The organism is Caenibius tardaugens NBRC 16725 (assembly GCF_003860345.1).
Classification (GTDB): domain Bacteria; phylum Pseudomonadota; class Alphaproteobacteria; order Sphingomonadales; family Sphingomonadaceae; genus Caenibius; species Caenibius tardaugens.
Genome location: NZ_CP034179.1, coordinates 1,797,395 through 1,809,880 on the forward strand (window position 1 = coordinate 1,797,395; position 12,486 = coordinate 1,809,880).

Genomic DNA, 12,486 nt, shown 5'->3' on the forward strand with positions numbered 1-12,486 from the left:
CGATGACCGCACCTGTCGCCATCGTCATGGGGAGCCAGTCTGACTGGCCGACCATGAAATACGCCGCCACCGTGCTGGACGACCTGGGCGTTGCCCATGACGCGCGGATCGTTTCGGCCCATCGCACACCCGAACGCATGTACGATTTCGCGCAGAACGCAGCCGATGAAGGCTTCAAGGTCATTATCGCGGGCGCGGGCGGCGCCGCCCATCTGCCCGGGATGATCTCGGCGCTGACGCATCTGCCCGTGCTGGGCGTGCCTGTGCAATCCAAGGCATTGTCGGGGCTGGATAGCCTGCTGTCGATTGTCCAGATGCCAGCCGGGGTCCCCACCGGGACACTGGCTATCGGCGAAGCCGGGGCAACCAATGCCGGCCTGTTCGCGGCCTCCATTCTGGCGACCAACGACGCCGCGCTGACCGAACGGCTGAAAGCGTGGCGCGCGGCGCGGCGCGATGCCGTGGCGGAAAAGCCGAGCGACGTCTGAGTGGGTCTGAGCGGGGTACAATGATCGAACCGGGCGCAACGATCGGCATATTGGGCGGCGGACAACTGGGCCGCATGATGGCTATGGCCGCGGCACAACTGGGCTATCGCTGCCATATCTATGCGCCCGAAGCCGACAGTGTCGCCGCCGAAGTCAGCGCGGAATTCACCTGCGCGGACTGGCACGATGCCGATGCGCTGGCGCGCTTCGTGCAGGCTTGCGCCGTCGTCACGCTGGAATTCGAGAATATCCCGGTCGCCCCGTTGCTGGCGATCCCTGCGGACAAGCTTGCCCCCGGCGTCCGGGCGCTGGAAGTGGCGCAGGACCGGCTGAAGGAAAAGACCTTCATCGAAGCGCTCGGCGGGCGGCCCGCGCTGTTCGCGGCAGTGGATTCGCGAGAGGATCTGGACGACGCGATCACCCGGATCGGTGCGCCCGGCATTCTCAAGACCGCGCGTGACGGATATGATGGCAAGGGCCAATGGCGCGTCACCAGCGCCCACGATGCCGATGGCATCGCCCTGCCCGGCCAACCGCTGGTCTATGAAGGCTTCGTCCACTTCGAAGGCGAATTCTCAGTCATTCTCGCACGCGGGCGCAACGGCGAAGTGCGGTTCTGGGACAGTGCCCAGAACGTGCACGAAAACGGCATTCTGGCGCTGTCCTCCGTGCCTGCCAGCGCGCGAATTCTCGAAGACGTCGCTGCGGCCCGCAAACTGGCTACCGATGTGGCCGATGCGCTGGACTATGTCGGGGTGCTGACACTGGAATTCTTCGCCACGCCGGAAGGCCCGGTGTTCAACGAAATGGCGCCGCGCGTGCACAATTCGGGCCACTGGACCATCGAAGGCGCGCTGACCAGCCAGTTCGAAAACCACATCCGCGCGATCTGCGGATTGCCGCTGGGCGATACGGCGCTGACCGCACCGCGCGTGGAAATGCGCAACCTGATCGGCGAGGAGGCGCTGCACGGCGCGGCTATTCTGGCCGATCCCGCCAATCACCTGCATCTCTACGGCAAGGCCGAAGCGCGCGCGGGCCGCAAGATGGGCCATGTCACGCGCCTGATGCGGGACTGAGCCTGATGGCCCGCGATCTGTTCCTGATTTATGCCCGTGCGGATAATGGCACGATTGGGCGCGACAATGCCCTGCCCTGGCGCATCCCGGCCGATCTCAGGCATTTCAAGGCGATGACGCTGGGCAAGCCGATGATCATGGGGCGCAAGACCTTCGAAAGCTTTGGCAAGCCTCTGCCCGGCCGCCGCCATATCGTGCTGACACGCGACCGCACATGGCATGCCGAAGGCGCGGAAGTGGCGGCCACAGTGGACGAGGCGCTGGGCCTGGCCGGCGCGGGCGAAATTGCCGTTGTCGGCGGGGCGGAAATCTATGCGCTGTTCCTGCCGCTGGCAGATCGTGTGGAACTGACCGAAGTCCATGCCCAAATCGCAGGCGATACCGTGATGCCCCCGCTGGACGATGCATGGCAGGAAAGTGCGCGCGAAGATCATCCTGCCGAAAATGGCAGCCCAGCCTTTTCTTTCGTAACGCTGCGCCGGGCCGTAAAGGCCGTGTCATAATGATTCGCCTCAATTCCCGTTCTCCGGTCCCGGATCACCTGCGCGGCGCGATTCTCGCGCTGGGCAATTTCGACGGATTCCATCGCGGTCATCAGGCCGTGGTGGGCGAAGCGATCCGGCGCGCACGGGAACAGGGCCGCCCGGCGATTGTCGCCACTTTCGATCCGCATCCGGTGCGCTTTTTCGATCCCGAGGCGGAACCGTTCCGTCTGACCACGCTGGACCAACGGGAAGAATTTTTTGCCGCGGCGGGGGCCGATGCCATGCTGGTGATCGGGTTCGATACCGATATCGCCAACATGTCCGCGCAATCGTGGGTCGTGGACGGGTTGCACCAGCACCTGGGCGCGGCCGGTGTCGTCACGGGTGAAGATTTCACATTCGGCAAGGCCCGTAGCGGCAACCCCCAGGTCCTGCGCGAACTGGGCGCGCCACTGGGGCTTGAAGCAGTCACTGTGGGGCCGGTGCACGATGACACGGGCCCGATCTCGTCCAGCCGCATCCGCGAGGCGTTGAAAGCGGGGGAAACCGAAACCGCCACCGCGCTGCTGACCCGGCCTTTCGCGATTCGCGGCGTGGTCCAGCATGGCGACAAGGTGGGCCGCACGATCGGCTTCCCCACCGCCAATCTGCCACTGGATACCTATCTGCGCCCGCGATTCGGCGTCTATGCGGTGACCGGCCGCATCATCGGTGAAGACCGCTTGCTGCAAGGCGCCGCCAATATCGGCATTCGCCCGCAATTCGATCCGCCGAAAGAACTGCTGGAACCCTATTTCTTCGATTTTTCGGAGGATCTCTATGGGCGCGAAATCGAAGTGGCCTTCCACCATTTCCTGCGGCCCGAAGCGAAATTCGCATCGCTGGACGCGTTGATCGAGCAGATGCGCAAGGATTGCGACAGGGCCCGCGCCCTGCTCTCCCCGCAAGGGTAATTGTCGCTCTTGCGCATGGCTGCGCGACGAGAGGTGTTTTCACGGGGCAGTTGTCCCGCTAAGGCGCTGCCCCATGAGCGAAGAGCGCGATTATCGAGACACTGTCTTCCTGCCGAAGACCGATTTCCCCATGAAGGCCGGCCTGCCCCAGAAGGAGCCGGGTATTCTGGCACGCTGGGAAGAAGAAGGGCTGTATCAACGCCTGCGCGAAGCGCGCAAGGGCCGCGACCAGTTCATCCTGCATGACGGCCCGCCATACGCCAATGGCGACATGCATATCGGCCACGCGCTGAATCATATCCTGAAAGATATGGTCGTGCGCACCCAAACCCTGCTGGGCAAGGATGCGCCTTATGTTCCCGGCTGGGACTGCCACGGCCTGCCGATCGAATGGAAGGTCGAGGAACAGTACCGCAAGAAGAAGAAAAACAAGGACGAGGTTCCGGCCCGCGAATTCCGCGCCGAATGCCGCGCCTATGCCCAGCACTGGGTCGATACCCAGCGTGAACAGCTCAAGCGCCTCGGCGTCTGCGGCAACTGGGACAAGCCCTACCTCACCATGGATTTCGAGGCAGAGGCGACGATCGTTGGCGAACTGCTGAAATTCGCGGAAACCGGCCAGCTCTATCGCGGGGCCAAACCGGTGATGTGGAGCCCGGTGGAAAAGACCGCGCTGGCCGAAGCCGAAGTCGAATACGAGGATATCACGTCGACCCAGATCGACGTGGCGTTCGAAATCATCGAATCGCCGAACGTGCCGGAACTGACCGGTGCCTATGCCGTGATCTGGACGACCACACCCTGGACGATCCCGGTCAACCAGGCGCTCGCCTATGGGCCGGACGTGGAATACCACCACTATCGCGCGCCTGACGGGCGGCGCTTCCTCGTGGCCGTCGATCTGCTGGAACCGTTCTTCGAGCGGACGGGCCTTGGCCCCCTTGCCGAAGATATCGAAGGCGATGTCGTGCTAAGCGAATATGCGCTGGGCACCTATCGCGGTTCCGAACTGGCCGGCACGGTGGCCCGCCACCCGATGCACCATCTGGGTGGCTTCTTTGCCGAACCGCGCCCCCTGCTGGCTGGTGCATTCGTCACCACCGACAGCGGCACCGGTCTGGTCCATATGGCGCCCGATCATGGCGAAGACGACTTCGAGCTGTGCAAGGCCCATGGCATCGGCCCCAAGTTCGTGGTCGAAGCCGATGGCCGTTACCGCGAAGACTGGCTGTGGCTGCCGCGCACGGACGAACGCTCCGCCTCGGTCATCCACCCCAAGTTCAATGCCCCCGATGGCCCCGTCTGCGAAGACTTGCGCGCGGCGGGCGGGCTGCTGGCGGCCACGGCCGATTACCTGCATTCCTATCCGCATAGCTGGCGATCCAAGGCCAAGGTGATCTTCCGCTGCACCCCGCAGTGGTTCGTGCCGATGGATCGCGTGCTGACGCATATCTCGCCCAAATCGCGTGGCGAACGCAGTTGGGAAAACGAAGGCGGCGCAATCAATCCCGCCGAAGAAGGGCTGTGCGATGCGCCAACCCTGCGCGAACTGGCAATGCAGGCGATCGCCGATACCCGGTTCGTGCCGGATAAAGGCCGCAACCGCATCGGCAGCATGGTGGAAAGCCGTCCGGACTGGGTGCTGTCCCGCCAGCGCGCCTGGGGCGTGCCGATCACGCTGTTCGTCGATCGCAAGACCGGGGAATACCTCGTCGATCCCGAAGTCAACGCGCGCATCGTCAACGCCATCCGCGCGGGCGGTGTGGATGCCTGGGATGAAGACCACGCGCAGGATTTGCTCGGCCCGGACTATCGGCTGGACGATTACGAACGCGTTGCCGATATTCTCGACGTGTGGTTCGATTCCGGTTCGACTCATGCCTTCGTGCTGGAAAGCGGCCGCTGGCCCGAACTGACCCGGCCGGAAGGCTACATCGGCCCGCATGCCGATCTCTATCTGGAAGGCAGCGATCAGCATCGCGGCTGGTTCCAGTCCTCGCTGCTGGAAAGCTGCGGCACCCGCGGCCGCGCGCCTTACAAGGCCGTGCTCACCCATGGCTTCACCATGGATTCGAAGGGCATGAAAATGTCCAAGAGCCTCGGCAACACGATCAGCCCGCTGGACGTGATGCGCGATTATGGCGCGGATATCATCCGGCTCTGGGCGCTGTCGGTCGATTATACCGAAGATCACCGCATCGGCCCGGAAATCCTGAAAGGCGTGGCCGATCAGTACCGCAAGCTGCGCAACACCTTCCGTTACATGCTGGGCGCGCTGGCCGATTTCGACGAAGCGGAACGGGTCGATACGCAGGCCATGCCCGAACTGGAACGCTACATGCTGGCCCTGCTGGGGCAGCTCGATGCGACTCTGCGTCAGGCGGTCGACGATTACGACTTCAACACGTATGTCCGCGCGCTTTCGGATTTCTGCAACGAAGACCTGTCGGCCTTCTATTTCGATATCCGCAAGGACTGCCTCTATTGCGACGCACCCGCCGATCCGCGCCGCCGCGCCTATCGCACGGTGCTGGATGTGCTGTTCCACGCGCTGATCCGCTATGCCGCGCCTGTGCTCGTTTATACGGGCGAGGAAGTGTGGGGCACGCGCTATCCCACTGGCGGCAGCGTGCATCTGCTGGAATGGCCCGAACTGCCCACGGCCGAAGCCGATCTCGACAAGTGGGCGCAACTGCGCGACCTGCGTGAAAAGGTGAACGAGGCGATCGAGCCGTTGCGCCGCGAAAAGGTGATCGGGTCCGGGCTGGCCGCGCAAGTCACCGTGCCCGCATCGGCCGTGCCAGCCGGTACGGCGAATGCGGCATTGACCGAGCTGTTCATCACCTCGACAGTGACATGCAGCGAAGAAGACGTGATGGAAGTCTTCCCCACCGCGCACCACAAATGCGGGCGCTGCTGGCGTCATCTGCCCGACGTGGCGGAAGACGGCGCGCTGTGCACCCGCTGTGACGATGCGTTGGCGATAACGGAAAACGCCGGATGAGCTGGCTGACACGCAATCGAATCATCGGCCTGTTGATGGCCGCCGCGCTTTTCGCGGTGGATCAGTACATCAAATGGCTGATGGTCGGCCCGCTGCAACTGCGCGAACGCGGGGTGATCGATCTGCTGCCGTTTTTCGATCTGCGCTGGACACAGAATTTCGGCGTGTCGCTGGGCATGCTGACGGCGGATTCGGTGGAAATGCGCTGGATTCTGGTGGCGATGACCGGGCTGATCGCGCTGGCCGTATTCATCTGGATGCTGCGCGAGAAAGCGATGTGGGACATTGCCGCACTGGCATTCGTGCTGGGCGGTGCGCTGGGCAATATCCGCGACCGGTTCCTGCTGGGCTATGTCATCGATTACGCCGATCTGCACATTGGCGACTTCCGCCCGTTCCTGATTTTCAACGTTGCCGACGCCGCGATCACGATTGGCGTCGTAATTATCCTTGCCCGATCCTTTTTCCTGCGCGACAAGCGCGAGCAAACGGATACTGACGACACCACAGACGACAGGGGCAACAGCCCTGCGGAGACCTGACACAATGCGCAAGATCCACGCCTTCATCCTCCTCGCTGCCGGTTCGGTGGCGCTGTCGGCTTGCGGCGGCGGCGGTGTCTTCAACCGCGACCGACCGGATGAAATGGCCGTTCAACGGCAAGCCCCGCTGATCGTACCGCCCGATTTCCAGATGGCCCCGCCGCAGCCGGGCGCCCCTCGCCCGATCGAAGGCAGCGCCAGCCAGAAGGCGCTCGAAGCCCTGTTCGGTGGCCCGGCCCCCCGCAGCGATCTCGAAACCAGCGCGCTCGACAAGGCGGGCGGCGCCGCACCGGGGATTCGTTCTACCGTGGGCGACGAAAATACCAACGCGGTTGCCAAAGGCACCGTGACCCGTGATCTCCTCGCCGCGCCGCAGGGCGATGGCCAGGCCGCACGCGCGGTTATCCCGGGCTGAGGCGATCAGCCTCACTCAGGTCACCCCTGACAGGAAAAAGCCCGCCAATGGCGGGCTTTTTTGTCGCTGCGGTTGTTATAGCCGCGCGCGCAGCGGCATCCTCACCCCTCGTCCGGAGTATCCTCCGGCTGTTCGAGACGTTCGACCAGCAATTTGTCGATCCGGCGTTCGTCCATGTCCACCACTTCGAAGCGCCAGCCGCCTTCTTCGAAGACTTCGCCTTCCTGCGGCAGTTTCTTGAGCACGGAAAGCACGAAGCCGGCCGCCGTGGCATATTCCCGATCTTCGGGCAGAACCACGCCGAGCAATTCGGCCATCTGGTCAGCAGGCATGGCACCGGCAACCAGCAACGAGCCATCGGCGCGTTTCACGACCATCGGTTCATCGCCTTCGTCCTGATGGCCGACAAACTGACCGACAATCGCCGTCAGCAGATCGTTGGGTGTCACAATGCCTTCGAGATGGCCGTATTCGTCATGCACCAGCGCCATGGCGACATCGGCCTGCTGCAACATGCGCAAGGCATCCATCGCGTCAAGCTGGTCGGGAATCACCACGGCCTTGCGCGCCAGTTCGCCCAGCACCACGGGCAAACCGGCCAATTGCCGCGCCAGAATATCACGAATCTTGACCACACCGACAATCCGGTCGGGCGAACCATCCGCCACCGGGATGAGCGAATGGGGCGTTTCATCCAGCAGTTCCCGGATCGCGTCGAGATCGGCGGTCGTTTCAATCCAGTCCAGTTCAGTGCGCGGCGTCATCAGTTCGCGGACCGGGCGATTGGCCAGTTTCATCACGCCCGCCATGATCGCGCGTTCATCCTCCTCGATCGCGCCGGAACGCGTCGCCTCGGCGAAAATCATTTGCAGTTCTTCGGCGGTCACACCGGTTTCGCCAGCATGGCGAATACCCAGCAGGCGCAACAGCGTGGAGGACGAACGGTCCAGCAACCAGACAAAGGGCGCGGCCGCACGGGCCAGCCATTCCATCGGCAGCGCCATGATCAACGCGATCCGTTCCGCCCCGCGCAACGCGATCTGCTTGGGCACCAGTTCGCCCACGACAAGACTGAAATAGGTGGTCAGCACGATCACGACCGCAAAACCGACCTCGTCCGCCACTTCCAGGGGCATGCCCAGCGCCGCAAGCCGTTCTCCCACAGGGCCGCCGAGACTGGCACCCGAATAAGCACCGGCGATGATACCCACCAGGGTAATGCCGATTTGCACGGTGGAGAGAAACTTGCCCGGGTCCGCTTCGAGCGCCAACGCGGCCTTGGCCGCCTTGCTGCCTTTCTCGGCTTCCACCTGAAGGCGCGCAGGACGCGCGGAAACGATGGCAAGTTCGGACATCGCGAAGATGCCGTTGATAAAGATAAGCCCCGCAATGACGAGGACATCGGTCCATGGAAACGGTGTCACGCCCGAAGCGCTAGCAGAAAGCAACGTAAAGGCGAAGGGGTTAGGTGCGGAGAGCCCGCCTCTCGGGAACGCATGGCGCAACACCGCGTTGTGGGTGAGGCCGGTCAATTCCTTGTTCATCTTATGACGCTGAAATATGACCGACGGGTGCGCGCTGTCACAGGGGCAGGCGTCGCCTGTGCCAAAAATAGAGGATTGGAGCATCCCCATGAAGAAATCCCGCCTGATTGTTTCGAGCCTTGCCGCCCTTTCCCTCGTCACTGTGAGCGCCTGTGTCACCGATCCCAATACCGGTGAACGCAAGGTTTCGCGTACCGCAATCGGCGGTGTCGGCGGCGCTGGCCTGGGTTACCTGTTGGGCAGCATTATCGGTGGCAGGACCGCCCGCATTGTCGGCGCTGGCATTGGCGGTGTCGCGGGTGGCGTCGTCGGTTACAAGATGGATCAGCAGATCAAGGAACTGAAGGAACAGACCGCCGGATCGGGCGTCGATGTGACGGAAACCGACAACGGCAACGCGATTCTCGTCAATCTGCCCGATGGCGTAACCTTCGCGGTCGACAGCACCACGATCAACCCCACGTTCCAGGCCACGCTGAATCAGGTCGCAGAAAGCCTCAAGACCTATCCTGACAGCCTGATCGACGTATACGGCCACACCGATTCGACCGGTTCCGACGCCTACAATCAGACCCTTTCCGAACGGCGCGCCCAATCGGTCGCGAACTATCTCTCGATGCGCGGCGTTTCATCGGCCCGTATCCGTTCGCAGGGATTTGGCGAACAATATCCGGTCGCGACGAACGACACCGCCGAAGGGCGCGCGTTGAACCGCCGCGTGGAAATCAAGATCACGCCGATCAGCAAGGAAGATGTCGATGCGGCCCGCCGCGGCAACTAGGCCTACCTGATCTAGGCCTACCTGATCCTGTTTCGCAAGAAACCGAAGGGGCTGACCGCAGGGTCGGCCCCTTTTTCATGCGCCCTGGGTTTTGGGCCGGTATTGGAACGGGTTTTGTAACTCAGCGATCCGGGTAGGCGAGTTGCGCGGCGCGATCGGCCAGCCGGTTCACCGCCGCCTCATGGATTGCCGGGGCGCTGACCATCAGGCCAAACGCGCGCGGATCGCGCTTGTTGAACACCAGCGCTTCGCCAAAGGCATCGCTGACGGTCGCCCCCGCTTCCCGCGCGATTAGGCTGGCGGCGGCGATATCCCATTCGTACCCCCAGCGCAGCGTCGCCACCAGATCGGCTTCGTCCGCCGCCACCATGGCAATGCGCAAGGCAATCGAATTGGGTTTTTCCACCATAACCAGATCGCGGTCTTCGCGTGGGAGCGAATCAGCGGGCACCCTGGCCCCATGGAAGGTGGTACGGCGACTCGCCTCCAGACGGGTTCCGTTGCGCCACGCGCCCTGCCCCGCAGTCGCGCTCCATTCTTCGTTACGCGCGGGGGCGTGGAGCAGGCCAATCAGCGGGCGCCCATCGCTGACCAGCGCCACCGAAACCCCCCAGCCGCTTCTTCCCCGCAAAAAATCGCGTGTCCCGTCAATCGGATCGACCAACCAGCACAATCCGCAACCCAGCCGGTCGGGATGATCGGCGGTCTCTTCGGACAACCAGCCCGCCGCAGGCAACAAGGCGCCCAGCTCTTCCTTGAGAAACGCATCAACCGCCAAATCTGCGGCACTTACGGGGTTATCCGGGCTCTTTTCCCAGCGTTCGACCTCATGACCCGCGCCTGGCCAGCTGGCCATTGCGATGGCGCCGGCACGGCGCACAATATCTTCAAGGCGGGTGTAATCGATCATGTGTCAGTGTATTTTGCTGCTTTGCGCTGCGTTGCGGCACTTTTCAAGCGCCTCGCGATGTGCAAAGGCGCGCCGCAAACCAATTCAGCAACCCGAATCCAAGCGGAAAGCGACCGACATGAACCTTCACGAATACCAGGCCAAGGAACTGCTCGCGAAATACGGCATCGGCATCCCTGCCGGCCATGCAGCTCTCACCGTCGAAGAAGCCATTGCAGGCGCCAAACAGCTGCCCGGGCCGCTGTACATCGTGAAAGCGCAGATTCACGCCGGTGGCCGCGGCAAGGGCAAGTTCAAGGAACTCGGCCCCGACGCCAAGGGCGGCGTGCGCCTTTCGCGTTCGCTGGAAGAAGTGGAAGCGAATGCCAAGGAAATGCTCGGCAACACGCTCGTCACCATCCAGACCGGCGAAGCGGGCAAGCAGGTCAATCGCCTCTACGTGACCGACGGCGTCGATATCGCCAAGGAATACTATCTCTCGATGCTGGTTGACCGCGCCACTGGCCGCGTCGCCATGATCGTGTCGACCGAAGGCGGCATGGACATCGAAGAAGTCGCCCATGCGACCCCGGAAAAGATCACCACGATCACGATCGATCCGGCAGAAGGCTTCCAGCCGCACCACGGCCGCGCTGTTGCGTTCGCGCTCAAGCTTGAAGGCGACCTCAACAAGCAGGCCCAGAAGCTCGCTGGCCAGCTCTACACCGCGTTCAACGATCTCGATTGCGAAATGCTGGAAATCAACCCGCTGGTGGAAACCGAAGACGGCAAGCTGCTGGTTCTCGACACCAAGATGAGCATCGATGGCAACGCCCTGTTCCGCCACGCTGACGTGGCTGCACTGCGCGATGAAACCGAAGAAGATCCGGCAGAAGTCGAAGCTTCGAAGTACGACCTCGCCTACATCAAGCTCGACGGCAACATCGGCTGCATGGTGAACGGCGCCGGTCTCGCCATGGCGACCATGGACATCATCAAGCTGAACGGTGCGTTCCCGGCCAACTTCCTTGACGTTGGTGGCGGCGCTACCAAGGAAAAGGTCACCGAAGCGTTCAAGATCATTCTGTCCGATCCCGCAGTGGAAGGCATTCTGGTCAACATCTTCGGCGGCATCATGAAGTGCGACGTTATCGCTGACGGTATCGTCGCCGCTGCCAAGGAAGTGAACCTCTCGGTGCCGCTGGTCGTCCGCCTCGAAGGCACCAACGTGCAGCAGGGCAAGGACATCCTCAACAACTCGGGCCTGCCGATCGTTTCCGCCAACGACCTGGGCGATGCCGCCCAGAAGATCGTTGCCGAAGTGAAGAAGGCTGCCTGAGCGCAGCCTTCACCCAATCCCTGGGAAACGGACCTGAGTGCCCTTCGCGGCCCGCACCTGAACTGTGCGAAATGCGAGGGGCACGGGGGTTGACCGGAGGGCGCTCTGGTCGCAAGTCCCTAATGCAGGTTCGTATTCACAAGGCCGGCCTTTCGCTTACCGGGACAGGACGCCCGCCGGCCCACGCTAGAAGGACAAGAACCCATGAAGATTCTCGTGCCCGTGAAGCGGGTGATTGACTACAACGTGAAGCCGCGCGTCAAAGCCGACGGTACGGGTGTCGATCTCGCCAACGTCAAGATGAGCATGAACCCGTTTGACGAAATCGCTGTCGAAGAAGCGATCCGCCTGAAGGAAAAGGGCGTCGCCACCGAAGTCATCGCGGTTTCGGTCGGCCCGGCAAAGGCACAGGAAACGCTGCGTACCGCGCTCGCCATGGGCGCCGATCGCGCGATTCTGGTCCAGACCGACGATGAAGTCGAACCGCTGGCCGTTGCCAAGATTCTCAAGGCCATCGCGGACGAGGAACAGCCGGGGCTGGTTATCCTCGGCAAGCAGGCGATCGATGACGATTCCAACCAGACCGGCCAGATGCTCGCCGCGCTGCTCGGCCGCCCGCAGGGGACGTTCGCTTCGGAAGTCACCGTCGAAGGCGATTCGGTCATCGTGAAGCGCGAAGTCGATGGCGGTCTGGAAACGGTGAAGCTGGCTCTGCCCGCGATCGTCACCACCGACCTTCGTCTGAACGAGCCGCGCTATGCCTCGCTGCCGAACATCATGAAGGCGAAGTCCAAGCCGCTGGCGACCAAGGCACCGGCCGATTACGGCGTCGACACCGCACCGCGTGTCAAGACGTTGAAGGTCAGCGAACCGCCCGTGCGTGTGGCTGGCGTCAAGGTCGCCGATGTCGATGCGCTCGTCGCCAAGATCAAGGAGCTGGGGATCTCCTGATCCTCGCCTGACCACG

12 protein-coding genes are annotated in these 12,486 nt (G+C 62.8%); 10 read left to right on the top strand and 2 right to left on the bottom strand.

What is annotated here, in order from left to right:
- Positions 1–2 precede the first annotated feature (2 nt).
- The 7 genes from purE (at position 3) to EGO55_RS08220 (ending at position 6,966) form a co-directional block, all read left to right on the top strand.
- Complete coding sequence (purE, locus tag EGO55_RS08190) at positions 3–488, top strand: 5-(carboxyamino)imidazole ribonucleotide mutase (RefSeq protein WP_021689913.1); 486 nt, start codon at positions 3–5, stop codon at positions 486–488.
- 20 nt (positions 489–508) lie between these two features.
- The gene (locus EGO55_RS08195; protein ID WP_021689912.1) at positions 509–1,567 is read left to right on the top strand and encodes a 5-(carboxyamino)imidazole ribonucleotide synthase; all 1,059 of its coding nucleotides are present in this window, start codon (positions 509–511) and stop codon (positions 1,565–1,567) included.
- 5 nt (positions 1,568–1,572) lie between these two features.
- Complete coding sequence (locus EGO55_RS08200) at positions 1,573–2,070, top strand: dihydrofolate reductase (protein WP_021689911.1); 498 nt, start codon at positions 1,573–1,575, stop codon at positions 2,068–2,070.
- Positions 2,070–3,005, top strand: a complete 936-nt coding sequence (locus tag EGO55_RS08205; RefSeq protein WP_021689910.1) for a bifunctional riboflavin kinase/FAD synthetase — start codon at positions 2,070–2,072, stop codon at positions 3,003–3,005. Before EGO55_RS08200 ends, EGO55_RS08205 begins: the two co-directional genes overlap by 1 nt.
- A gap of 73 nt (positions 3,006–3,078) precedes the next feature.
- Entirely contained in the window at positions 3,079–6,009 is a 2,931-nt protein-coding gene (gene ileS, locus EGO55_RS08210; RefSeq protein WP_021689909.1) for an isoleucine--tRNA ligase, read from the top strand.
- Positions 6,006–6,551, top strand: coding sequence for a signal peptidase II (lspA, locus tag EGO55_RS08215; RefSeq protein WP_021689908.1), 546 nt, complete (start codon positions 6,006–6,008; stop codon positions 6,549–6,551). The genes ileS and lspA overlap by 4 nt, the downstream gene beginning before the upstream one ends.
- 4 nt (positions 6,552–6,555) lie before the next feature.
- The gene (locus EGO55_RS08220) at positions 6,556–6,966 is read left to right on the top strand and encodes a DUF3035 domain-containing protein (protein ID WP_021689907.1); all 411 of its coding nucleotides are present in this window, start codon (positions 6,556–6,558) and stop codon (positions 6,964–6,966) included.
- A 101-nt stretch (positions 6,967–7,067) separates the two neighbouring features.
- On the opposite strand, the gene EGO55_RS08225 is transcribed toward EGO55_RS08220, so the two are convergent.
- On the bottom strand, positions 7,068–8,390 hold the full coding sequence (locus EGO55_RS08225) for a hemolysin family protein (protein WP_040715305.1): 1,323 nt from the start codon (positions 8,388–8,390) through the stop codon (positions 7,068–7,070).
- Positions 8,391–8,598: 208 nt separating this feature from the next.
- On the opposite strand from EGO55_RS08225, the gene EGO55_RS08230 reads away from it, so the two are divergent.
- On the top strand, positions 8,599–9,291 hold the full coding sequence (locus EGO55_RS08230) for a YiaD family glycine zipper/OmpA-like lipoprotein (protein WP_040715302.1): 693 nt from the start codon (positions 8,599–8,601) through the stop codon (positions 9,289–9,291).
- 121 nt (positions 9,292–9,412) lie between these two features.
- Here EGO55_RS08230 and EGO55_RS08235 read toward each other — a convergent pair whose 3' ends face one another.
- Positions 9,413–10,201 (bottom strand): 3'(2'),5'-bisphosphate nucleotidase CysQ, encoded by a 789-nt coding sequence (locus EGO55_RS08235; RefSeq protein WP_021689904.1) that lies wholly within the window; start codon positions 10,199–10,201, stop codon positions 9,413–9,415.
- 118 nt (positions 10,202–10,319) lie between these two features.
- On the opposite strand from EGO55_RS08235, the gene sucC reads away from it, so the two are divergent.
- Positions 10,320–11,519, top strand: coding sequence for an ADP-forming succinate--CoA ligase subunit beta (gene sucC, locus EGO55_RS08240; protein ID WP_021689903.1), 1,200 nt, complete (start codon positions 10,320–10,322; stop codon positions 11,517–11,519).
- Between the two features lie 204 nt (positions 11,520–11,723).
- Complete coding sequence (locus tag EGO55_RS08245) at positions 11,724–12,470, top strand: electron transfer flavoprotein subunit beta/FixA family protein (protein ID WP_021689902.1); 747 nt, start codon at positions 11,724–11,726, stop codon at positions 12,468–12,470.
- The last annotated feature ends 16 nt before the right edge of the window (positions 12,471–12,486 follow it).